This is a genomic window from Cryobacterium sp. TMT1-19 (assembly GCF_004403055.1).
GTDB classification, from domain to species: Bacteria; Actinomycetota; Actinomycetes; order Actinomycetales; family Microbacteriaceae; genus Cryobacterium; species Cryobacterium sandaracinum.
On sequence record NZ_SOHB01000010.1, the window covers coordinates 35069 to 57716 of the forward strand.

General features: G+C 66.7%; 21 protein-coding genes and 7 tRNA genes. 18 read left to right on the forward strand and 10 right to left on the reverse strand.

The window, feature by feature from the left end; genetic code table 11:
• Window positions 1-324: 324 nt before the first annotated feature.
• From E3T40_RS02445 to E3T40_RS02460, 4 genes are all read right to left on the reverse strand, one after another.
• Entirely contained in the window at window positions 325-2496 is a 2172-nt protein-coding gene (locus E3T40_RS02445; protein WP_134542589.1) for a 3-hydroxyacyl-CoA dehydrogenase NAD-binding domain-containing protein, read from the reverse strand.
• Complete coding sequence (locus tag E3T40_RS02450) at window positions 2493-3698, reverse strand: thiolase family protein (RefSeq protein WP_104169737.1); 1206 nt, start codon at window positions 3696-3698, stop codon at window positions 2493-2495. The genes E3T40_RS02445 and E3T40_RS02450 overlap by 4 nt, the downstream gene beginning before the upstream one ends.
• A gap of 75 nt (window positions 3699-3773) precedes the next feature.
• Window positions 3774-4970, reverse strand: coding sequence for a ribonuclease D (locus E3T40_RS02455; protein ID WP_104169738.1), 1197 nt, complete (start codon window positions 4968-4970; stop codon window positions 3774-3776).
• Window positions 4963-5553, reverse strand: coding sequence for a DUF3000 domain-containing protein (locus tag E3T40_RS02460; RefSeq protein WP_104169739.1), 591 nt, complete (start codon window positions 5551-5553; stop codon window positions 4963-4965). Before E3T40_RS02460 ends, E3T40_RS02455 begins: the two co-directional genes overlap by 8 nt.
• Before the next feature lie 111 nt (window positions 5554-5664).
• On the opposite strand from E3T40_RS02460, the gene E3T40_RS02465 reads away from it, so the two are divergent.
• Window positions 5665-6849 carry a S9 family peptidase gene (locus E3T40_RS02465; RefSeq protein ID WP_158252052.1) on the forward strand — a complete coding sequence of 395 codons (1185 nt, stop codon included), beginning with the start codon at window positions 5665-5667 and terminating at the stop codon, window positions 6847-6849.
• On the opposite strand, the gene E3T40_RS02470 is transcribed toward E3T40_RS02465, so the two are convergent.
• The 3 genes from E3T40_RS02470 to E3T40_RS02480 are packed head-to-tail and all read right to left on the reverse strand — an operon-like array spanning window position 6770 to window position 8955.
• Window positions 6770-7558 (reverse strand): dihydrofolate reductase family protein, encoded by a 789-nt coding sequence (locus tag E3T40_RS02470; RefSeq protein ID WP_241981647.1) that lies wholly within the window; start codon window positions 7556-7558, stop codon window positions 6770-6772. The two genes, E3T40_RS02465 and E3T40_RS02470, sit on opposite strands and share 80 nt — an antisense overlap.
• Window positions 7555-7992 (reverse strand): SufE family protein, encoded by a 438-nt coding sequence (locus tag E3T40_RS02475; protein ID WP_104169741.1) that lies wholly within the window; start codon window positions 7990-7992, stop codon window positions 7555-7557. Before E3T40_RS02475 ends, E3T40_RS02470 begins: the two co-directional genes overlap by 4 nt.
• A gap of 60 nt (window positions 7993-8052) precedes the next feature.
• Window positions 8053-8955 carry a sulfurtransferase gene (locus E3T40_RS02480; RefSeq protein ID WP_104169742.1) on the reverse strand — a complete coding sequence of 301 codons (903 nt, stop codon included), beginning with the start codon at window positions 8953-8955 and terminating at the stop codon, window positions 8053-8055.
• Window positions 8956-9136: 181 nt separating this feature from the next.
• On the opposite strand from E3T40_RS02480, the gene zapE reads away from it, so the two are divergent.
• Window positions 9137-10186 (forward strand): cell division protein ZapE, encoded by a 1050-nt coding sequence (gene zapE / locus E3T40_RS02485; protein ID WP_104169743.1) that lies wholly within the window; start codon window positions 9137-9139, stop codon window positions 10184-10186.
• A gap of 212 nt (window positions 10187-10398) precedes the next feature.
• The gene (locus E3T40_RS02490) at window positions 10399-11670 is read left to right on the forward strand and encodes an ammonium transporter (protein WP_104194901.1); all 1272 of its coding nucleotides are present in this window, start codon (window positions 10399-10401) and stop codon (window positions 11668-11670) included.
• 124 nt (window positions 11671-11794) lie between these two features.
• Here the strand turns inward: E3T40_RS02490 and E3T40_RS17485 are convergent, their stop codons facing one another.
• Window positions 11795-12028, reverse strand: a complete 234-nt coding sequence (locus tag E3T40_RS17485) for an SHOCT domain-containing protein (protein ID WP_369828380.1) — start codon at window positions 12026-12028, stop codon at window positions 11795-11797.
• Between the two features lie 838 nt (window positions 12029-12866).
• Between E3T40_RS17485 and E3T40_RS02500 the strand changes: the two genes are divergently transcribed.
• The 6 genes from E3T40_RS02500 to E3T40_RS02525 all read left to right on the forward strand — a co-directional run bounded on the left by E3T40_RS02500 (window position 12867) and on the right by E3T40_RS02525 (window position 18272).
• On the forward strand, window positions 12867-13181 hold the full coding sequence (locus E3T40_RS02500) for a hypothetical protein (protein ID WP_134542590.1): 315 nt from the start codon (window positions 12867-12869) through the stop codon (window positions 13179-13181).
• A gap of 21 nt (window positions 13182-13202) precedes the next feature.
• Window positions 13203-14822: a hypothetical protein gene (locus tag E3T40_RS02505; RefSeq protein WP_134542591.1), complete on the forward strand. Its 1620-nt coding sequence runs from the start codon at window positions 13203-13205 to the stop codon at window positions 14820-14822.
• Window positions 14819-15076, forward strand: coding sequence for a response regulator transcription factor (locus E3T40_RS16650; protein WP_255408697.1), 258 nt, complete (start codon window positions 14819-14821; stop codon window positions 15074-15076). The genes E3T40_RS02505 and E3T40_RS16650 overlap by 4 nt, the downstream gene beginning before the upstream one ends.
• A gap of 132 nt (window positions 15077-15208) precedes the next feature.
• Window positions 15209-16654: a flotillin family protein gene (locus E3T40_RS02515; RefSeq protein ID WP_158250210.1), complete on the forward strand. Its 1446-nt coding sequence runs from the start codon at window positions 15209-15211 to the stop codon at window positions 16652-16654.
• A gap of 152 nt (window positions 16655-16806) precedes the next feature.
• On the forward strand, window positions 16807-17538 hold the full coding sequence (locus E3T40_RS02520) for a YqjF family protein (protein WP_104194897.1): 732 nt from the start codon (window positions 16807-16809) through the stop codon (window positions 17536-17538).
• 230 nt (window positions 17539-17768) lie between these two features.
• The gene (locus E3T40_RS02525; RefSeq protein ID WP_104171045.1) at window positions 17769-18272 is read left to right on the forward strand and encodes a GNAT family N-acetyltransferase; all 504 of its coding nucleotides are present in this window, start codon (window positions 17769-17771) and stop codon (window positions 18270-18272) included.
• A gap of 24 nt (window positions 18273-18296) precedes the next feature.
• Here E3T40_RS02525 and E3T40_RS02530 read toward each other — a convergent pair whose 3' ends face one another.
• Window positions 18297-19007, reverse strand: coding sequence for a M50 family metallopeptidase (locus E3T40_RS02530; RefSeq protein WP_104194895.1), 711 nt, complete (start codon window positions 19005-19007; stop codon window positions 18297-18299).
• A gap of 78 nt (window positions 19008-19085) precedes the next feature.
• Between E3T40_RS02530 and E3T40_RS02535 the strand changes: the two genes are divergently transcribed.
• Complete coding sequence (locus E3T40_RS02535; protein WP_104171043.1) at window positions 19086-19259, forward strand: CsbD family protein; 174 nt, start codon at window positions 19086-19088, stop codon at window positions 19257-19259.
• A 61-nt stretch (window positions 19260-19320) separates the two neighbouring features.
• Window positions 19321-19482, forward strand: a complete 162-nt coding sequence (locus E3T40_RS16210) for a hypothetical protein (RefSeq protein ID WP_166786551.1) — start codon at window positions 19321-19323, stop codon at window positions 19480-19482.
• Between the two features lie 76 nt (window positions 19483-19558).
• Here the strand turns inward: E3T40_RS16210 and E3T40_RS02540 are convergent.
• Window positions 19559-19631: transfer RNA gene (locus E3T40_RS02540), tRNA-Val, on the reverse strand.
• 155 nt (window positions 19632-19786) lie between these two features.
• Between E3T40_RS02540 and E3T40_RS02545 the strand changes: the two genes are divergently transcribed.
• The 7 genes from E3T40_RS02545 to thrS all read left to right on the forward strand — a co-directional run bounded on the left by E3T40_RS02545 (window position 19787) and on the right by thrS (window position 22647).
• A tRNA-Gly gene (locus E3T40_RS02545) sits at window positions 19787-19858 on the forward strand.
• 49 nt (window positions 19859-19907) lie between these two features.
• A tRNA-Cys gene (locus E3T40_RS02550) sits at window positions 19908-19981 on the forward strand.
• Window positions 19982-20020: 39 nt separating this feature from the next.
• Window positions 20021-20092: transfer RNA gene (locus E3T40_RS02555), tRNA-Val, on the forward strand.
• 179 nt (window positions 20093-20271) lie between these two features.
• A tRNA-Gly gene (locus E3T40_RS02560) sits at window positions 20272-20343 on the forward strand.
• A gap of 49 nt (window positions 20344-20392) precedes the next feature.
• A tRNA-Cys gene (locus tag E3T40_RS02565) sits at window positions 20393-20466 on the forward strand.
• Window positions 20467-20491: 25 nt separating this feature from the next.
• Window positions 20492-20563: transfer RNA gene (locus E3T40_RS02570), tRNA-Val, on the forward strand.
• A 161-nt stretch (window positions 20564-20724) separates the two neighbouring features.
• Window positions 20725-22647 (forward strand): threonine--tRNA ligase, encoded by a 1923-nt coding sequence (gene thrS / locus E3T40_RS02575; protein ID WP_241981652.1) that lies wholly within the window; start codon window positions 20725-20727, stop codon window positions 22645-22647.
• Window position 22648 lies beyond the last annotated feature (1 nt).

Below are 22648 nucleotides of genomic sequence, written 5' to 3' on the forward strand. Positions count from 1 at the left end.
AAATCCGCCAAAATCCAAAATCTCCGTCGAATTCGTTCAGGGCAGAGTTGCTGGTCGGGCCGGGCCGGGCCCGGACTCGGATGGGGCGTGGATTGCACGTCCACCCCACATCGAGGTCCCCTGATCGTCTACGTCGGCAAGGGAAACGCCCGGTTCGGAAACCCCGGCCCGTGCGACCCCCAACGCCCACACTTGGCGGGCCTCACCCTTCCGGCCCCGCCGGCCGCACAAAAATACCGCCGACCACCGCGCCGAGCCACGACCTCGGCTCCCCTTCCGTGAAGAGAAAGGAGCCGAGGTTACGGGTCGGCGGAGTGGATGCAGTCAGTCGCCTACGGTCGTGCGGGTGGCAGGCAGGGCCGCGGCAGCGACGCCGCGGATCGGTGGGGTGTGGAACGTGCCCTGGAAGACCCGTTCGCTCGCGCCGACGCGGTCGAGGTAGGGCGTGATCCCGCCCATCTGGAACGGCCAGTTGGCCCCGAGGATCATGCACAGGTCGATGTCCTCCGCGGCGTGCACGACGCCGTCGTCCAGCATCCGCTTGATTTCATCGGCGAGGCCGTCCTCGATCCGGCGTAGGATCTGCTCGGCTGTCATCGGGGTCTGCCCGCCCGCGACGATCTTGACGGCGCCCTTGTCGAAGCCCTTGATCCTGCCCTTGGCGTCGCGCTCCAGAATGGTTCCGTGCTCGGCCAGCTTATGCAGGTTCGCGCTCTCGAAGAACCGGTCCGGGAATGCGGCATGGTGGGTGTCCAGAACGTGTGCGCCGACCTTGAGGCCGACCAGCTCGAGCAGCTCGAAAGGGGTCATCGGCATCCCGAACGGAGCCAGTGACCCATCGACGACCTCGAACGGGGCTCCGGTGTCGACGGCGTGCATGGCCTCACCCAGGAGCTTCGCCAGGAGGCGGTTCACGACGAACCCGGGGGTGTCCCGGGTGATGACCGCGTTCTTTCGCAATTTGGCTGCCACGACCATCGCCGTGGAGAGAGTGGCGTCGTTGGTCCGCGGGGTGTTCACGACCTCGATCAGCGGCATGATCGCCACCGGGTTGAAGAAGTGGAAACCGACCAGGCGCTCGGGGTGGGCCAGCTTCGCACCGATCTGTTCGACCGAGAGGGACGAGGTGTTGGTGGCGAGGATGGCGTCGGGAGAGATGTGCTTCTCGATTTCGGCGAAGACATCCTGCTTCACTCCGAGTTCCTCGAAGACGGCCTCGATCACCCAGTCGGCGTCGGCGAACTGTGCCTTGTCTGTCGTTCCCGTGACCAGAGCGCGGAGCCGGTTGGCCTCGTCGGGGGAGATACGGTTCTTGGTCTCCAGGGTGAGGATCTCGCCGTGGATGTACGCGACGCCCTTGTCGACGCGGGCCTGGTCGAGGTCAGTGATGACTACGGGCACGCGCAGGCGACGCACGAAGAGAAGGGCGAACTGGCTGGCCATCAGGCCGGCGCCGATGACGCCTACCTTCTTTATCGGGCGGGCAAGGGCTTTGTCCGGCGCACCGGCCGGCCGCTTGGCTCGCTTCTGCACCAGGTTGAAAGCGTAAATACTGGCCTGCAGCTGGTCTCCGGCGATGAGTTCGGCCAAGGAGTCGTCTTCCCGCTCGAACCCTTCCTGGCGAGATCCGCTCTTGGCTGCTTTGAGCAGGTCGAGGGCGATGTACGGCGACCGGGCGACGGTTCCGATGCGGTTTTCCAGCATCTTGCGGGCCACGCCCACGGCCACATCCCATTTCACGAGCCGTTCGACCTTGCCGGGCGTATTGGGCCGGGCGACCTTTGTCTTTCCGGCGATCACGCCATCGGCCCACTCGATGGACTGTTCAAGGAACCTGGCCGAGGCGAACTGCACGTCGGCGATGCCCAGCTCGAGAGCATCCGCCGCTTTGAGCGTGCGGTGCTTGAGCGGATTCTCGATGATCACCTTGAGCGCGTTCTCGATGCCGATCAGGTTGGGCAGCAGGTAGGAGCCGCCCCAGCCCGGGATCAGCCCAAGGGAGACCTCGGGCAGCGCGATCGCGGGCACGGTCGCGTCGACGGTGCGGTAATCGGCGTTGAGGGCGATCTCCAGCCCGCCCCCCAGTGCGAGCCCGTTGATGAACACGAAGGAGGGCACACCCAGTTCGGCCTGCTTGCCCAGCGCATAGTGGCCCAACTGGGCCAGCAGCTTGCCCGTCGCGAGCGATGGGATCTCGCTGACCTTGCTCAGGTCGGCGCCGGCGGCGAGGATGAATGGTTTGCCGGTGACGGCGACGCCGTGGATGTCGCCGAGGGCGGCGCGTTCCCGGAGAAGGTCCATCGCCATGGCGAACTCGAGCAGGGTGTTCGGGCCGAGCGTGTTCGGGCGGGTGTGGTCCCGGCCATTGTCGAGCGTGACCAGCGCCAGGGTCCTTCCACCGGACAGAGGCACATCGTGTACGTAGCAGTGGGTGACGACCTCGTCGGCCGACAGCTCGACCAGCGGGGTGAAATCGAGTTGGGAGTAGTTGCTCATCGCTTGCTTGCCTTCCGGTTGAAGTTCGGGTTCTCCCAAATCACGGTGCCGCCCTGGCCGAGGCCGATGCACATGGCGGTGAGGCCGTAGCGCACCTCCGGGTGCTCGCTGAACTGACGGGCGAGCTGGTTCATCAGGCGCACGCCGGAGGAAGCGAGCGGATGTCCGATGGCGATCGCGCCGCCGTACTCGTTCACCCGCGGGTCCTCGTCGTCGATGCCGAAGTGGTCGAGGAACGAGATGACCTGCACGGCGAAAGCCTCATTGAGTTCGAACAGGCCGATGTCCGTGATGCTGAGGCCGGCCTTGCGCAGGGCCTTCTCGGTAGAGGGGACCGGGCCGAGTCCCATGACCTCCGGCTCAACGCCGGCGAAGGCGAAGCTGACCATCTTCATTTTGACGGTGAGACCGAGGTCCTTGGCGGCCTTGCCGCTGGCGAGGAGGCAGGCGCTGGCACCGTCGTTGAGCCCGGACGCGTTGCCGGCAGTGACCCGTCCGTGGGGACGGAAGGGGGTCTTGAGAGTCGCGAGGCCCTCCATCGTGGTTTCGGGGCGGGGAGCCTCGTCGCGGGTCGCCAGACCCCAGCCGGAATCGCTGCGGATCGCAACCGACACCAGGTCGGGCTGTATCTTCTCGGCGGCATAGGCCGCGGCGACCTTCTGTTGGCTGCGCAGGGCGAACCGGTCGGACCGCTCCTTGGTGTACGCCGGGAACCGGTCGTGGATGCGCTCGGCCGTGGCACCCATATTGAGGGCGTCCTCGCTGACCAGGCGCTCGGACAGGAAACGCGGATTCGGGTCGACGCCCGAACCCATCGGGTGGCGTCCCATGTGCTCGACGCCGCCGGCGATGGCCAGGTCGTAGGCGCCAAATCCGATCCCGGCTCCGAGAGTGGTCACGGCGGTCATGGCGCCCGCGCACATCCGGTCAATGGCGAATCCGGGTACCGACTTCGGCAACCCGGAAAGCAGTGCCGCCGTGCGACCGAGCGTGAGGCCCTGGTCGCCGGTCTGGGTGGTGGCGGCAATCGCCACCTCGTCGATGCGTTCCCCAGGGACCGACGGGTTGCGTTCCAGCAGTCCGATCATGGCCTTGACCACGAGATCATCCGCCCGGGTGTTCCAGTACATGCCCTTTTCACCGGCGCGTCCGAACGGGGTACGAACCCCGTCCACAAACACGACTTCTGTTCTATCGGCCACTTTGCCTCCATCATCGATCAGGTGTCGGTCGATCCTAAAGGGGCTCCCGTGGAGGGTCGAATCCTTGGACGGATCCTACGAATCCGCTTCCGAAGAGAGCTCGATCGATTGGTGGACATCCACAAAGGCATCGGCGATCCGTTGTGCGGTCACTTCAATTTGCCAGGTGCGCGCACCCAGGTGCGCGAGCGCCTCACCGACGGATGCGGGGTCGACGTTCTCGGGCGGCGTCCACGCTACCCGGCGGACATAGTCCGGGGTGACGAGGTTCTCCAGCGGGATGGCGAGCTCCTCGGAGACCTCGGTGAGGGCTGCGCGAGCGGCCTTGTAGCGCAGGTCAGCCTCGGGATTGCGGTCGGACCAGGCGCGCGGGGGCGGGAGCAGGTCGCCGTTTCCCCGAAGCGACGGCAGGTCGGTTGACGCCAGGCCCTTCTGGATGGCACGCCACCAGCGGTCGAGTTCGCTGCGGCTCGCACGGCCGCTGAACTCCCTCAGATCAGCCAGGGCCTGCCGGTTCGCCGGCATTGCCCGTGCTGCCGCCGTCAGCGACGCGTCGGGCACGAGCCGGCCGGGGGACACATCCAGCTCCTGCGCCAGAGCGTCGCGAGCCAGCCACAATTCCCGGGCCACGGCCAGACCGCGCTGTCCCCGGATGGAGTGCACGCCGGAAAGGCGGCGCCAGGGTTCGGGGCCGACGGGCTTCGCCTCACGCGCCAGCACGGCGGCGAATTCCTGCGCGGCGATGTCGGTCTTGGAATCGGTGGCGAGCATGTCGACCATACGGTCACGCAGGTCGGGAAGCAGTTCCACGTCGAGCGCGCCGTAGACCAGCCAGGCCTCCGGCAGTGGGCGGGTCGACCAGTTGGCGGCGGAGTGTTCCTTGGCAAGATGGATGCCGAGCAGCTCTTCCACCACAGTGCCGAGGCCGACCCGGGGGATTCCGAGCAGGCGAGCGGCCAGTTCAGTGTCGAAGATGTGCCGGGGGTCAAGTCCAACCTCGCGCAGGCAGGCCAGGTCCTGGCTCGCGGCGTGGAAAATCCACTCGTCATCGCGCAGAGCCTGGTTGAGCTCGTGGAAGTCGCCGATCGCGGGCGGGTCAAACAGGAATGTGCCAGCGTCGCGCCGATAGATCTGGATCAAGTAGGCGCGCTGGGAGTAGGTGAAGCCGGAGGCTCGTTCAGCGTCGATGCCGATCGGGCCCGTGCCCGCGCTGAGGACTGCGGTCGCCGCGAGGTAGGCGTCCCGCGTATCGATCACCTGGTGATCAAGCACGACCGGTTCGGCGTGTGGACAACATGCTGACTCCTTCGCCAGTGGGTGGAAGACCTGCGAGCATGCAGAGCAGCTCGCCCCATCCTTCGACGTGGGCGGCGAGATTGTGGTCCAGCGGCGTCCACGAGGCTCGCAGTTCGATCTGCGCGCCATCGCCCTGCTTGGCAAGTTCGCCAAAGCCGGACGAGATAATCTTAGTAGCGGTCCCCGAGGCCGCTGTATACCGTGCCCCGTGGGCGTCGAGAGCATCGACCAGCCACGACCAGGTGACCCCCGCGACGAACGGGTCGAGGCCGATGTCGGTTTCCAGGGGAGCCTGGGCGAAGCAGACGACGCGGAAGGCGCCGCCCCACTCCTCGGGCTCGGCCGGGTCATAAAGCAGGATGAAGCGTCCGGTCCCGAGATCGGAGTCGCTCCCGTGACGTACCGGGGTCACGTCGGCCGAGAAGGCGATGGAGTGCGGAGCGAGGTTTCCGGGTGCGGAAATCTCATTGACCACAAGCTCCGTACGGATGCGGGCACGTGCGAAGGATGCGCGGGCGGCGGCGAACTCCGGCGGGAGCGTTTCTTGTGTTTCGGGCACGTGTGCAGACTAGAGTTTTTTTCGAGCGGAGTCGGACAGGCACGCCGGACAGGGGAGGTAGTCATGCGTGAGCGGGCGGGCTCAGGGCGGTACCCGAGGCGTTTTCTGGCGGTGAGCGGGATCGCAGTCGCCGGGGCAACGGTGTTGCTGGGGGTCGCGGGCGGTGTTTTGGCGGCCGTGATGGCACGTCGGATTGTGACGCCCTCGACCACGCGCTCCGACGACGTGCGGATCCACTCCGTCGACCTCGCGGCGGAAACGATTACGCTGCAGTCCACGGCGGATTCCGTACTGCAGGGCGATTACAGCTTCTGGTTCTCGGGTGATACAGGACACGCCCACCTGGGCGAGATCCTCCGTCTCACGCCCACGAAGGTGACGCGGCGCATCCTGCGCGTCGATCACGGGGATCTGGCCCGGGCCGAGCGCGGCCGGCTCGGCGGCTACTCGTACCTCGGGCCCTGGGACCTCGGCTTCGCCTTCGAGGACGTGCTCGTTTCTACCGACGCCGGTGACGCCCCGGCCTGGCTGATCCCGGCCGAGGAGCCGGACGGCCGCTGGGTGATCCAGGTGCACGGGCGCGGGGTGCAGCGGCAGGAGACGCTGCGAGCGGCGCCGGTCTTCCGGGATGCGGGCTTCACGTCCCTGCTTGTGTCGTACCGCAACGACGGGGAGGCACCGCGGAGCGGCGACGGCCGGTATTCCCTCGGAGACGCGGAGTGGCAGGATGTCGATGCGGCGATCGCGTTCGCGGTGCACCGCGGTGCGACCGAGATCGTGTTGATGGGGTGGTCCATGGGCGGCGCGATCGTGCTGCAGAGCGCGACGCGATCAACGCTGCGCGACCGGATCGTCGGCATCGTGCTCGACTCGCCCGTGATCGACTGGGCGGATGTCGCGCGCTTCCACGGCGGCCTGCTCGGCCTGCCCGCGGTCATCGCCAGCGGTGCTCTGGAGGTCCTGGGACGGCGTTGGGGCAAGATCGTCACCGGTCAGACCCAACCGATCGACTTCGGACGCCTCGATTTCGTCACGCGCGCCGCCGAGCTCGACCTACCGGTGCTCCTGATGCACAGCGACGACGACGGATTCGTGCCCGCGACCGGCTCCCGCGCCCTGGCCGGGCGCCGACCCGACATCGTGACCTTTCTGCCGTTCGCGGTGGCGCGGCACACGAAGCTGTGGAACTACGACCGCGAGGGTTGGAATCAGGCCATCACGAACTGGCTGGTCGAGATCGCTCCCACCGAGCGTAAGTCGCTCCCTGGTCGTCCAGAAGAAGTTGCCGCAACCTGAATCCGGTGGATCCGGCCGTGGCCGATTCGAGCAACCCCCGGCCGCCGAGCACTACCTGGGGGCTCGTGGACAGGCAGAATTCGTCGACCAGGTCGGCCGCGAAGAATCGCCCGGCCAGCACCGGACCTCCCTCGCAGACGATGCGCGGGAGGCCGAGGGCGCAGAGGGCCGCGAGAATCGTGGACGGAGTGAGGACACCGTTCTCATCGTCGAGCGGCACGACGGTCGTGCGGGCCCCGACCGTGGCGGCCTCCACCCGGCCGACTGCGATGCGCGGACAGAGGATGAACACCGGCTGCCGATGCGCGGATTCCGGGTGTGCGGAGTCCCGGTGCGTAAAGTGCTCGAGCCGATGACCGGCCAGGTTTCCGCTGGAGGTGACGACCGCGAGGGCCGCCCGGGCCGGCACGACGTACCCCTCCGCACGGACACTGCCGGCGCCGACCAGGACGACGTCGGCAAGTTCCCTGATCACACCTAGGATGCGGCGATCGAGGCGGCTCGAGAGGGAATCCGAGGTGCCATCGGTCCCGGCCACGCCGCCGTTCAGGCTGGCGATCATGTTGACCCGCAGGTACGCGCCCGGCGCCGGGGCGTAGCGCCGCAACAGCCAATCCCGGCTGTCCGGGTCGAGCCCGTCGACGCTCCGCGGCAGGTCGACCGTATCGCCGCCCGCGTCCGGCTCCGGAAACACCCGTGTCAGGGTCACGCAGCGCCCTCGCGTAGGCGGCGCTTGGTGCGGGCGAGCATGGCTGACATGCCGCGGATGCGCAGGGGAGACACCGCTTTCGTCAATCCGATCGTGTTCGGATAGTCATCCGGCACATCGAGCACCTCCTGGGCGCTGAGCCCATCCAGACCTTGGGCCAGGATCGAGGCGAAGCCCCGGGTCGTCGGCGACTCCCGGGGAGCGGTCGCGTAGAGGTGCACCGCGGACTCGTCGTCCACCTCGACGAACATGAAGACGGGGGACTGGCATTCAACGACCCGCTCGAGCAGGTCCGGGTGCTCCGCGTAGCGCGGCGGAAGCGCCGGCAGCTCGTCGGCGAACTCAAGCAGCAGCAGCAGCCGGTCGGACTCCTCGAGTTCGAGGAAGTCATCGCGGATCTCGGCCAGTTTGGCGGGAAGTTCGGTGGCGGTCATCAACACTCATTCTGCCATGCGCGGGCCGTGAGGCCCCGGAATCCGAGTGGGCCGGCCGGCTCAGCGGGGCTGAGGTGCGGCGCCCGGCTCCGTGCCCATCGCGATCGGCACGTGCACGGCGTTACCCCATTCGGTCCAGGACCCGTCGTAGTTGCGCACGCCTTCGAAGCCGAGAAGGTGGGTCAGGACGAACCAGGTGTGGCTGGACCGCTCGCCGATCCGGCAGTAGGCGATGACGTTGTCGCCGTCGGAGAGGCCGGCCTCGTCACGGTAGATGGCGTCCAGCTCGGTGCGGGTGCGGAAGGTGGCGTCCGGTGCAGCGGCGCGCGCCCACGGCACCGACGCTGCCGACGGGATGTGGCCGCCGCGCAGGGCGCCCTCCTCCGGGTAGGCCGGCATGTGGGTGCGTTCGCCGGTGTACTCCTCGGGGGAGCGCACGTCGATCAGCGGGTTCCCGAAGTGCGCGAAGACATCCTCGCGGAATGCGCGGATGGCGGAATCGTTGCGCGGGGCGACCGGGTACACGGTCGGGGTGATAACGGGCTTGTCCCGGGTGAGGCCTCGTTCCTCGGCCACCCACTTGTCACGGCCGCCGTCGAGCAGGCGGACGTCTTCGTGGCCGAATAGGGTGAACACCCACAGGGCGTAGGCCGCCCACCAGTTGTTCTTGTCGCCGTAGATGACCACGGTGGTGTCGCGGGAGATGCCCTTGGCACCGAGCATTGCGGCGAAGGCGGCACCGTCGACGAAGTCGCGCTCGACCGGATCATTGAGGTCGGTGTGCCAGTCGATTTTCACGGCTCCCGGGATGTGGCCGGTTTCGTAGAGCAGAACGTCTTCATCCGATTCGACGACAACAAGACCGGGGGTTTCGAGATGCGCCTGCAGCCACTCGGTGCTGACCAGACGTTCGGGGTGGGCGTAGGCCATGAACTTCGGTGCCGGATCGAGATCAACAGACATGGGGGGAACCTCCTGGTGGCGTCCGATGGACACTGGAATCAAATGGGCGCGGCTTAGGCTGGTTACCGGTCCGCGTTTTCGAATCTACGCGGTATGGGTCCTGATCGCATCCGCGGTCGTTCTTCAACGATGATGCTCCGACCGGGACTATCAGTCCGACACAGAAACCGGGTACTACAGCATGGCTCCACAAGCTCTCAGCCAGGTGCAACGTTTGGCCGATCGCTCTCCGAGCATCACCGGGCCGGAGATCGTGGCCGAGTTGGTTCCGCCGCCCCAGTTCGAGCACGCCTCCTTCGCGTCGTACCGACCTGACCTGAACTTCCCCTCGCAGCTCGAGGCCGTGGAACGGCTGGGCACCTTTGCCGGAGCCTGGCTGGCCCAGCGGCCCAGCGGCTTCTTCTCCCGCACCCGCAAGCCCAAGCCGGAGCTGCCGGGCATCTACCTGGACGGTGGTTTCGGCGTCGGCAAGACCCACCTGCTGGCCGCGCTCTGGCATGCCGCCCCGGGACCGAAATACTTCGGCACCTTCATCGAGTACACCGCACTGGTGGGAGCACTCGGCTACGCAGCCACCGTCAGGCAGCTCTCCGGCGCCCGCCTGATCTGCATCGACGAGTTCGAACTCGACGACCCGGGCGACACTATGCTGATGACCCGGCTTCTGGGCGAGCTCGTGGCCTCGGGTACCCGCGTCGCCGCCACGTCGAACACGCCGCCGAATTCGCTGGGCGAGGGGCGTTTCGCCGCGATCGACTTCCTTCGCGAGATCCAGGCGATGTCCGCGAACTTCGAGATCGTGCGTATCGACGGCCTCGACTACCGCAGGCGCGACATCGAGGGCCACGCCATCGCCGTGCCCCGGGACGAAGTGGACCAGCTGGTGCCCGCCCTGGTCGAACGCGGCTCCACGGTGACCCGGGACGACTTCGGCGACCTGATCCGACATCTCAGCACGGTGCATCCGTCGAAGTACATCAAGTTGATCCACGGCATCGACGTCATCGCCCTGACCGATGTGTACCTGCTGACCGACCAGACGGATGCCCTCAGGCTGGTCGCCTTCATCGACCGGGTCTACGACGCGGAGATTCCGATCATCGCAAACGGGCAGCCCCTGAACGAGGTCTTCGACGAGGAGATGCTCTCCGGCGGTTACCGAAAGAAGTACCAGCGGTCCCAGTCCCGTCTCGTGGCGCTGACCACAGGTGAGCTTCCACCGCACGACTGATCCACGACTGATCGGGGCCGGACCACCGCTCTGCCTGCCGGAAACGCGATGTTAACACCGTCGCTCGGCGCGTAACGCGGGCGAAACATCCGCGCGCACTCACCGAAACCTGACAACTCCAAACTGACTCTGTACCCGCCGAGACACGATCAACCGCTCACCCTGTGCACGTCGACGGCAATCACTGTTAGTAGCGAGAGGTAACCATATCCATGGTTGAACTGTCAGTCCTGTTGGACGCCACAACTGATGAAATAGCCCTGAATCTCAATTCCCTGTGGCTCCTCGTCGCGGCCGCCCTCGTGCTTCTGATGACTCCCGGTGTTGCCTTCTTCTACGGCGGAATGGTGAAGGCGAAGAGCGTCATCAGCATGATGATGATGAGCTTCGGCGCGATGGGCGTTGTCGGTGTGCTGTGGGTGCTCTACGGCTACGGGCTCGTCTTCGGCCCGCCGCTGATCCCCGGTTTCCTCGGCAACCCGTCCGGGCTGCTCGGCCTGAGTGGGCTGCTCGGCGCCGGGGAAGACGGATTTCTCTCTCCCGACCTGAACGGGCTGGCGTTCGCCGGCTTCCAGGCCACCTTCGCCATCATCACCGTCGCACTGATCTCTGGTGCGATCGCCGACCGTGCCAAGTTCGGCGCCTGGTTGATCTTCGCCGCCGTGTGGTCGACCCTGGTGTATTTCCCGGTCGCCTACTGGGTCTTCAACCTCGCCGACGGCTGGGCTCCCGCCGCTCTCGGGGTCAACGACTTCGCCGGTGGCACCGCCGTGCACATCAACGCCGGTGCAGCCGGTCTGGCTCTCGCCTTGGTGCTCGGCAAGCGGGTGGGTTTCAAGAAGGGCATCTCCAAGCCCCACAACGTTCCGCTCACCCTCCTCGGTGCCTCGCTCCTGTGGTTCGGCTGGTTCGGTTTCAATGCCGGCTCCGAAGCCGCCGTCGACGGTGTCGCCGCCCTCGCCTGGATCAACACGCTCGTCGCTCCCGCCGCCGGTATTCTCGGCTGGCTGATCGTCGAGAAGATCAAGGACGGCAAGCCCACCTCGATCGGTGCCGCCTCGGGTGCCGTCGCCGGGCTCGTCGCCGTCACCCCTGCCTGTAACATCCTTACCCCGTTCTGGGCGATCGTCCTCGGAGTCCTCGTCGGAGCGGTGTGCGCGGTTGCCATCGACCTGAAGTTCAAGTGGGGCTTCGACGACTCGCTCGACGTGGTGGGCATCCACCTCATCGGTGGCATGATCGGAACGCTCTACATCGGTATCTTCGGGTCGGGCATCGGCCTGCTCGACACCGGCAGCCTCAACCAGCTCTGGGTGCAGTTTGTCGCAGCCTTCGGCATCGCGATCTTCTCCTTCGTGATGGCCTACGGCATCGGCGTGATCATTCAGAAGACGATCGGCTTCCGAATCAACAACGAAGACGAGGTGGCCGGAGTGGACACCATCGTGCACGGTGAAGAGGGCTACGCGCTCGACGCCGTCTAACCATGAAGCAGCACCCCACTCGATCAGGTCACGCACAGGGCGGTGGGCGCATCCGGTTCAACGGATGAGGCCACCGCTCTGTGCGTGCTGTCCTATTCGGTGGCTGTCCTATTGGGTGGCTGTCCTATTCGGTGTAGGACGACCTCGACAGCGCCTGGGACTTCAGGGCGTCGAACTCGGCCGGGGTGATCGCGCCCGCATCGTGCAGGGCCTTCGCCCGGCCGATCTCCTCCGTGGGCCCGGCACTGGTTCCGGCGACACTGCGGATGTACTGATCGGTCTGCGCCTGGTACTCCCTCGACTCCGTGGAACTGCGTTCCGCCATGCCCTTGCCGCGGGCGATCACGCAGATCAGCACGGTGAGGAAGGGAACGAAGAACAGGACGAGGAACCACGCCGCCTTCGCCCAGCCGCCGAGCTGCCGGTCCCGAAACAGGTCGACGATGACGCCGAAGAGAGCAAAGAATTACGAAACTATCGCGAAGGTCCAGAAGAAGAACCAGATCGTCCCCCACAGGTTTTCCCAGAAGTCCATGGCACTTTCTCCTCATCTTCGGGCACTGCCGTTTTCCTGCGTTGAGCGTCGACCACGACACAATGTGACGGGTGCCACTGTTCTACGTCCAGGCGGCCGGACCACCTTCACCCGAAACGGGTGAATTCCAAACGTTCGAACCCGCTGCAGGCGGTGCGGCGTGCACCGGGCACCCTAGCCGTGGGGCAGGCCGAGAGCTACGGTGACGAGGCTGAACGACCACTCGGGACCGCGAATGGAGGACGTGTCTCTATGACCTCGCATCGGGTACCGGCTCAGATGGTGCTTCCGGGCGCAGCCCTGACACCGGGAGCCGTGACACCTGCAGCGTCGTCACCGGCTGCACCGTCACCGGGGGTCGGCACGCCGATCCCGGCTCCGTCGACCGCTGAGGTGGAACGGCCGCGGCTTGATGGTGCATTTCATCGGCTCATCGCCGGCGAAGTGCGCTGCGTCTGCGTTTGGGCTGCGGCAGGCTCCGGGAAGATGACCCTGCTGGCCTCCTGGGCTGGCCGTCTTCACCGGAACGGGGAGTCGGTCACCTGGGTACGCGCGCAGCCGGGCCGGTTCCGTCCCGCTGATGTCTGGCGGCAGGTCGGGCGGCGCTCGGGGGTGTCAGGCGACGGGGACACCCGGTACGTGTTCATCGGTGGGTTGGACCGTGTCGAAGCGGATCGGCCGGGGCTGGTGGGCGAGCCGGTCGCGTCGGCGCCCGAGGACATCCGTCTCGTGGTCGCCGGCGGACCTGGCGTTCGATCGGAGCGAGCTGCTGGCGCTCGCCGCCGGGCATCGTCTCCTCCTGACGGACGAGGAGACGACGATCCTGCTGCAGCGCACCGCGGGATGGGTGACCGGTCTGATGCTGATCGTGCCGTTCCTGCACGGGAGGAACGATTCCGCACGGCTGGTGGTGGATTTCGACGGTGACGATCCGGCGGTGGCCGGTTTCCTCCGGTCGGAGATCATCGACGGCTGAGCTGATGGTGACGAGAACACGATGCTGCGCGCCGCCGTCAGGCCTGCCCTCTCGGTCGACCTGGCCGTCGAGGTGACGAAGCGAGCGGATGCCGGGGCTGTGCTGGACCGGCTGGCCGGGCCCAGCGCACTTATCACCAGGGAGAGCGGCGACGACACCAGGGCGTATCGCATCCACCCGATCCTGCTGGCCTATCTGCAGGGCGAGGCGCGGCGACGTGACTTCGTGGCGGCGGCGGCGGCTCACGAGACCGCGGCCCGGTGGTTCGCGCGCCGCGCCGACGGTCAAAACGCTCTCGAGCAGGCGCTTGCTGCCGAGCTGCCCGTCCTCGCCGCCGAGATGCTCGATGCTTTCGGTCTCGATCTCGTGCTCAGGGGAACGCCAGACCTCGTCCTCCGTGCCCTGGCAGAGTCGGCCGCGCGCGCCGGGAACCCAGGTGCATCCGTGGCGGCGTCCCTGAGGCTGCTCCTGGACGCGCCTTACTTTCCCGACCGGGGGCAGGCCGACCACCTGCTGGCGGAGCTCGAGGCGGTGGGGCTTGCGTCCGGCGGCAGTGCGGAGATCTTGACCGTCGTGATCGACGCGCTTGCCGCCTTCTTCGCAGCGACGCCTGACGAAATCCGCGACCGTCTGGCCAGGCTGGGCGCCGTCCGCACCGCACCGGGGCGGCGGGGAGACCTCGGTGTCGACCTGCTGGCCGCCACCGCGGAGACCTGGTGCCGCGCCGGTCTGGGCGAGGCGGAGCGAGCCGAAGCGGGACTGCGAATGGTGGCTGTGACCGCGCGGAATGCCGGTAACCAATGGCTGTTCCTGCTTGCCGGCGACCTCGCCGCCGTGTCGGCCTCCCGCCGGGGCGACTGGGCCCGCGCCGGCCTCATCGACGATCAACTCGCTCGGGCGACGGATGCCGCAGCGCGCCCGGCCACGGGTGCCTCGGCATCCGTGGCGGGGGCGGCGTTCGACCGCGCAGCGGCCCGCGCCTCGGTCTCGCTCCAGATCCGCCGGTATGAACGCTGCGAGCCGATCGAGCAGGGCGTGCTGGAACGGCTTGTCACGGCCGACCCTCTAGTGTGCGATTCCGGACTGATCGTGCCCGCCCAGACCTTCCTGTCCCTGTCGGCACCGGCGGCGGACCCGAGGCGGCGATCGGTGCTCGAGAGTCTGAACGGCTTGATGCGGGAGAATGCGGACGCCCACCCGCGTGTGCTGAGCCTGTGCTGCATTCCCTGGTTCGAGCTGACCGGTGCGCTGGACGGGCGGGCCGAGGCCCGACGTGTCACTCTCCTGGTGGAGAACGTGCTGGGTGCGGACTCGTTGGAGGCCGTGCTGCTCCGCTCCCTCGCGTACCCGCCGGCCCCGGGCCGCCACGGCGCCGGTGGGCGGCTGGAAGCCGCCGCAACGCCGGCCGCCCGGTGTTGGCGCGGGTCCACGCTCGTGAGCGCCTGGATCGTGCTCGCCGGCATCGCCGAGGAGGGTGAACGATCTGCCGAAGCGGATGCCCGTCTTCCTCGGGCGCCGCGCCTGGCTGAGCAGCTGCGGGTCGAGAGAGCCTTTCTGGCCGTGGGCGGGCTCGGGGTGTCGCTTCTCGGCACCAGGGTCGGGCGGTTGGGGACCTCGACGGTTTTGCAAGCCGGATTCTGACTCGGTCCGCTCAGGCGCCGGGGGAGAATCGCCCAGCTCCAGCCCCGGCCCCTGCCCCGGTCGCACCGCTCACCGAGCGGGAGCGGGTGCTGCTGCGCGAGCTGCCCTTCCATCAATCCGTGGCGGACATCGCCCGCAAGCACAATGTGAGCCCGAACACCGTCAAAACTTATCTGCGCAACATCTATCAGAAGCTTGAGGACACCGACCGCGCCCGGGCCGTGACTATTGCTCAGGAGCGCGGCCTGCTCTGACCTGCACCCCCCAAATGGGAATGGTTCCGCCTGACCCGGACCACTAGGCTTCGAGGGTCTCGTGCCCGCGCGCGCCGCGCGAAGTGCCAGGCCACGTGCATGATCTTCGTGCCGGCGGAACGGAAGGACCCCATGTTTGAATTCCTGCTCAGCCCCATCCCCGGTCTCATCATGCTGGGTATCGTCGTCTTCCTGATCGGCCTGTTCTATGCCAAGAGCGTCTACAAGAACGCCGGGCCGGACGAAGCCCTGATCATCACCGGCAAGAAATCGAAGAAGACCATAGTCGACGGCGCCACGCTGGAGGAATCCGGGCAACGCGTCGTGCACGGCCAGGGTGTGTTCATCACCCCGTTCTTCCAGAAGGCGTTCAAGATCAGCCTGCGCAGCCGGGCGATCGAGATCACGGCCGTCGCCCAGGACCAGAACGGCGTCACCCTCACTGTGGAAGCAGTCGCCATTGTGAAGGTCGGCGACGACCCGGCCGCCATTCGTGCCGCCGCGCAGAGGTTTCTCGGCCAGGACAAGAACATCGACGGCTTCGCACAGGAAGTACTGTCGGGATCTCTGCGGTCGTCGATCGGTGGCACGAACGTGATGACCATCATTCAGAAGCGCGACGAGCTCGGCTCCTCGGTGCTGGCGACCGCCCGGGAGTCCCTGGCCAACCAGGGCGTCGACGTGGACTCGTTCGAGATTAAGGGCATCACTGACGAGAACGACTACATCCGGGACCTCGGACGCGCCGAGCAGGCCAAGGTGCGGCGCCAGGCCGAGGTTGCCGAGCACGCGGCCAACCGGGAGGCACAGGAGGCCGCCATTCTGGCCGAGCAGGCCATCGCCGAGGCCCAGAACACGCTCGCACTTCGGAAAGCGGCGCTGCAGCTGGACACCGACAAGGCCGCCGCCGAAGCCGCCGCGGCCAAGCCGCTGGCCGAGGCCAAGGCCCAGCAGGCCATCGTGCAGGAGCAGGAGCTCACCGCCCAGCGGCGCGCATCTCTCCGCAAGGCCGAGCTTGAGTCCGAGGTCAACGCGATCGCCGACGCCGAGGCGTACCGCATCCGGGTGACCGCCATCGCGGCGGCGGAGGCCGCCGTGGCCGGCGCGAACGCCGACCGCGACAGCCGCATCGCCAACGCCGAGGCCCTCCGCGCGGAGGGGCAGGCCGAAGCCGACGCCATCCTCGCCCGCGGTACCGCTGAGGCGACCGCTACCCGGCTGTCCGCCGAGGCCGTCGCCGAGCAGAGTGAGGCGCTGATCCAGCTTCGCATGGTGGAAATGCTGCCCGAGATCGCCCGCGAGCTGGCCGCTCCGATGTCGAACATCGACAACCTGACGGTCATCTCCACGGATGGCGCCAGCCAACTGACCAAGAATGTCGCTTCCGGTATCACCGAGGTCGACGGCGTGCTCAAGTCGACCATGGGTATCGGCATCCGGGAACTGCTCGGCAACCTCGTCGGTGGAGCCGCTGTCGGAGCGGCCGCGACCAAAACCGCCAAGCCACAGGCCTCACTCACGACCGCCCAGCAGGCCGACGTCGACAGCGCTCTGGCCGCGCCGGCCGTCGAGGCATAGCGCGCAGTCAGGTCGGGCGCTGATTCAGGCCTTCGCGCCTGGATCGCTCGCATTTCGAAGGCGTCGACCTGGTCCCGGTGCGAGTACCGTTGATGTTCACAGAATGCCGCAGTCCGGTCCGCATGGGCTCGGGAACAAGGGGAGATTTCCAGATGACGGATGCCGCGATGGACCCGGTCTCGGCCGTTGCGCCCCTGCTGGCCGGGCGAGCGTCCTCGAGCCAGCGCTGGTCGAATCTGATGTTCGTGCACTGGCGCGTGGACGCCGCTCTCCTGGCTCCGCTGCTGCCGGACGGTCTCGTGCCCGACGAATTCGACGGCGCTAGCTGGGTTGGGCTGATCCCGTTCGTGCTGGACCGGGCCACCGTCTTCGGCAGTCCGCCCATTCCCTACTTCGGCACCTTCGTTGAGGTGAACGTGCGCCTGTACGCGGTGGATGCGAACGGGCACCGCGGCGTGGTCTTCGTCTCGCTGGAGGCCTCCCGGCTGGCGGCTGTGCTGGCGGCCCGGGCATTGTTCTCGATCCCGTACATGTGGTCCCGCACCAAGCTTGAGGTCGGGGCGGGGGAGTACCGCTACACCGCGCGCCGCCACCTGGCCGCCGGGGCGCACACCGAGATCGTGGTGCGGCCGACTGCCCGCCCGGTCGTCGGCGACCCGCTCGCCGATTTCCTGACCGCCCGCTGGGCTCTATTCACCCGTACGCGTGGCCGCACGGTGCACCTGCGCAACCACCATGAGCCGTGGGAGCTCTTCGAGGCCGAACTGGTGAGCCTTGACGACACCCTGCTCGCCGTGGCGGGATTCCCCGGGCTGGCCGGACGCGAGCCGGATTCCGTGCTGTATTCGCCCGGGGTCACCACCTGGTTCGGCGCCGCCGGCTGAGTCGCGGGCCGACCCTATCGAGGCAAGGTAGGGCGGGGCGTTCGCCCGGCGGGCGGAACCGGTCGAGGCGGGGCGTCGCTTCGGGCTGGCCCGCGCCGCGTTGGAGTCGGGCGAGATCAGTTGTCAGCATGCGAGGGCTGGGGCTGGAACTCGGGCTGGGGCTTGGGCCCAGACCCGGGCCCAGCTCACCTGAGCACAGACGCGAAGGCGGCATTTGGGATACTCGGAGAATGGTCGACGTCACCCTCACCCTTCCCGCCGGCGCTGTGCTCCTTCGGCGCGCCCTGTCCCAGGACCTGTCTGCAATCGTGGGGCTTCTCGCCGACGACTCCATCAGCGCTTCCCGAGGCGACGCCGACCGACCGGAAGATCGCGTCGCCTACGAACGGGCATTCGCCGCAATCGACGCAGATCCGGCCCAACAGCTGCTGGTCGCGACGTCGCTCCTGGGCGAGGTGCTGGCCACCATGCAGCTCACCGTCATCCCTGGGCTCGCCCGGGTCGGGTCCACCCGGTTGCAGATCGAGGCCGTCCGGGTTCGCTCGGATCAGAGGAGCCGCGGGCTCGGCGGAGCCATGATTCGGTGGGCCGTGCAGAATGCCCCGGCCTTCGGGGCTCAACTCGTCCAGCTCACGTCGGACGCAGCGCGCGTCGACGCGCACCGGTTCTATGAACGGCTGGGCTTCACCGCGTCCCACGTGGGCTTCAAACACGCCGTGCCGACGGTCTCCTGACGGCAGCACCCCCGCGGGGCAGGATCAGGCAAGCAGGCCGAGGAGCCGTCCGGCGGACCCCGCGCACGCGATCGTCGCGGTGAAGAACACGGCCACCCAGACCACGCCCGGGATGTGGGTCAGACGGGCCAGCTGGTCGGCGTCGGAGGCGGTACCGCGGCTCCGCGACCGGGACCGCTGGAGCTCGACCACGGTGCGCACAGCCCCGAGCAGCAGAAACGCCGTGATCAGCAGGGCGAAGACGCTCTGCACCGGAGGAGTGCCGAACCAGGTGATGCCGAAGACCAGACCAGCGGTAACGAGGACGGACCACAGTCCGAACCAGTTGCGGATCTGCACGAGCAGCAGTGCCAGGGCCGCCAGCGACAGCCACAACAGGCCGATGTCGTAGCCGAGGCTGAGCATCCGTGCGGCGCCGAGCCCCAGCAGGGCAGGGGCGGTATAGCCGGCCAGCAGGGTCAGCACCATGCCGGGTCCGCGCGGGCGTCCGCTGCTGACGGTCAACCCCGAGGTGTCGGAATGCAGACGGATACCGCCGAGCCGGCGACCGCTCACCGTCGCGACCACCGCATGGCCGCCCTCGTGCGCGATCGTGATGACGTGGCGGGTGACCCGCCACGCGGCCGGAACCAGCACGAGCACGGCAGCGGCCGCGATGGTCAGCCAGGCCGTGACCGCGGGCAGAGGCTCGTTTCGGGCGGAGAGTTGCCCCCAGAGATCGACAAGCCCGTCCATGGATTTCAGCCTAGATTACCTTGGGCGGGAGCTTTATACTGACCGCAAAAGCTGGATACGAGTGAAAGGACGGTCCCCATGAGTGCTTCGGACAAGATGAAGAACACGGCCGAGGAAGCCGTGGGCAAGGCAAAGGAGGCCGCCGGCAAATTGACCGACAACGAGCGGCTGGAAGCCGAGGGCAAGGCTGAACAGGCCAGGGCAAACCTCAAGCAGGCCGGAGAGAACGTCAAGGACGCCGTCACGGATTGAGTCGAATCCACATCTCCACACCATCAGTGCACGTCAATCAAAAGAAAGGACGGCGAGCAGGATGAACGTACTCCTCGTCATCGTTGCCATCATCGCCATCGCGCTTCTGTTCACCGGAGGGTTCGTCGAGTCGCTCAACTTCCTCATCTGGGTTGGCATCGTGCTCGCCGTGATCGCGCTGATCGTCTGGCTTGCCCGGGTGATCTCCGGGAAGCGGGCCTGACCGCGCCGCGCAGGTAGTCTCCGACCCGTACCGAGAAAAGGAAAAACCCCGGATCTCCGGGGCTTTTTCTTAGCTGTGGGCGATACCGGACTCGAACCGATGACCTCTTCCGTGTGAAGGAAGCGCGCTACCAACTGCGCCAATCGCCCCTGTGGCCTCGTACTGTAACCACGAGTCTCGATACTAACCCAGACCGGGTGGAAGGCGCACATCGTGGCGGCCTCAACACGCCGGAACGACTCGGTTTGAATATGAACAGGACTATCGGCTAGAGTCTTCCAAGCGCGCAGAAATGCGGGCAGTTGCGGATGTGGCGCAGTGGTAGCGCATCACCTTGCCAAGGTGAGGGTCGCGAGTTCGAATCTCGTCATCCGCTCGAATGGAATCGGCCGAAACGCCGGTTCCTTTCGGTATGAATCCCAAGTGGTGGGTTGGCCGAGAGGCGAGGCAACGGCCTGCAAAGCCGTGTACACGGGTTCGAATCCCGTATCCACCTCCAATCCCGGAAGTCACAATACAGGAATGACTTTCAGGAAATGGGCGATTGGCGCAGCGGTAGCGCGCTTCCCTGACACGGAAGAGGTCACTGGTTCGATCCCAGTATCGCCCACAGAGTTGGGAAACAGATAAGCCCCCGGTAAAGTGGGGGTTTTTTTGCCCGCACAGCGCCGGAAATCCAGGTGAAGTCGGGCCTTCCTCGGGCTCGCCGCGATGAATCGCCGGGGAGGGTGCGGCGGGTTCGGCCGGAATCGGCTAGAGTCTTTCAAGTCAGCGGAAACGTTGACAAGTGCGGATGTGGCGCAGTGGTAGCGCATCACCTTGCCAAGGTGAGGGTCGCGAGTTCGAATCTCGTCATCCGCTCGAATGGAATCGGCCGCAAGGCCGGTTCTTTTTGGTACGAATCTTACGTGGTGGGTTGGCCGAGAGGCGAGGCAGCGGCCTGCAAAGCCGTCTACACGGGTTCGAATCCCGTATCCACCTCCACTTCTGGAAAGTCTTTTCAGAGAATGGGCGATTGGCGCAGCGGTAGCGCGCTTCCCTGACACGGAAGAGGTCACTGGTTCGATCCCAGTATCGCCCACAGGCAAACCCCCGGTAACCCGGGGGTTTTTCTTTGCCCAAAATGGCCGTGCCCGTCGTGGTCGAGGCGCGCCGCTAAAGTTATTGGGGTTCGAACAATACTGAGGAGTAATACACGTGGCTGACGGCTTTGAGCTATTCACCGACCGGTCCGTTGTCGCAATGCGCGTCAACGGCGAGCTCAAGGATCTCGCCACGACGGTGATTCCGACGGATGTCGTCGAACCGGTGACCATCGGCTCGCCCGACGGCCTCAGCATCCTGCGCCACTCGGCCGCACACGTGCTCGCACAGGCCGTGCAGACCGTGAACCCGGCGGCGCGCCTGGGCATCGGCCCGCCCGTCACCGACGGTTTCTACTACGACTTCGACGTTGAAGAGGCATTCACCCCCGAGGACATCAAGTCGCTCGAGAAGGCCATGGACCGCATCATCCGCCAGGGCCAGCGGTTCGTGCGCCGCGTCGTCACCGACGACCAGGCCCGGGACGAACTCGCCGCCGAGCCGTACAAGCTCGAACTGATCGGGCTCAAGGGCGGGGCCGCCGAGACCGTCGACAACGAGTCGGTCGAGGTCGGCGGCGCCGAACTCACCATCTACGACAACGTGGACCCGAAGACGGGGGAGACGCTCTGGAAAGACCTCTGCCGCGGTCCCCACCTGCCGAACACGCGCATGATCGGCAACGGCTACTCCCTGACCCGTCTGGCCGCCGCCTACTGGCGCGGGTCCGAGAAGAACCCGCAGCTGCAGCGCATCTACGGCACCGCCTGGCCCACCAAGGACGAACTGCGGGCCTACCAAGCCCGCCAGGAGGAGGCCGCCAAGCGCGACCATCGCAAGCTCGGCGCCGAACTCGACCTCTTCAGCTTCCCCGAGGAGATCGGCTCCGGCCTGCCCGTCTTCCACCCCAGGGGTGGCATCATCCGTCAGGAGATGGAGAACTACTCCCGCAAGCGCCACACCGAGGCCGGCTACGACTTCGTCTACACGCCGCACATCACCAAGTCGAACCTGTTCGAGACGTCCGGTCACCTCGACTGGTACGCCGATGGCATGTTCCCGCCGATGAAACTCGACGCGGAGTACGACGCCGACGGCCACATGACCCGTCAGGGCGTCGACTACTACCTCAAGCCGATGAACTGCCCGTTCCACAACCTGATCTTCCGCTCCAGCGGCCGCAGCTACCGCGACCTGCCCATGCGCCTGTTCGAATTCGGCTCGGTCTACCGCTACGAGAAGTCCGGCGTCGTGCACGGCCTCACCCGCGTGCGCGGGATGACCCAAGACGACGCGCACATCTACACGACCCGCGAAGGCATGAAAGAGGAGCTCACCAGCACCCTCAGCTTCGTGCTCAAGCTGCTCGCCGACTACGGCCTCGAGGACTACTACCTCGAGCTCTCCACGAAGGACCCGAAGAAGTTCGTCGGCACCGACGAGGCCTGGGCGGAAGCGACCGACACCCTGCGCGAAGTCGCCGAAGCATCCGGTCTCGAACTCGTGGCCGACCCGGGCGGCGCCGCCTTCTACGGCCCGAAGATCTCCGTGCAGGCCCGCGACGCGATCGGCCGCACCTGGCAGATGTCCACCATCCAGCTGGACTTCAATCTGCCGGAACGGTTCGACCTCGAGTACACCGCCCCCGACGGCTCCCGCCAGCGCCCGGTGATGATCCACCGGGCCCTATTCGGTTCGATCGAGCGCTTCTTCGCCGTGCTCACCGAGCACTACGCCGGGGCGTTCCCGGTGTGGCTGTCCCCGGTGCAGGTCGTCGGCATCCCCGTGTCCGAGCAGTACGGTCCATACCTCGACGAAATCATCGGCCGGCTCGAGACGGCAGGCGTGCGCGCCCAGGTCGACCACTCCGACGACCGCATGCAGAAGAAGATCCGCAACCACACCAAGGCGAAGGTGCCCTTCCAGCTGATCGTCGGCGAGGATGACCGCTCCAATCGCTCGGTGAGCTTCCGGTTCCGCGACGGCACCCAGGAGAACGGCGTGCCGGCCGACGAAGCCATCCGTCGCATCATCGCCGCGATCCATATGCGCGCGCAGGTCACGACCCAGGGCCAGGTCTGAG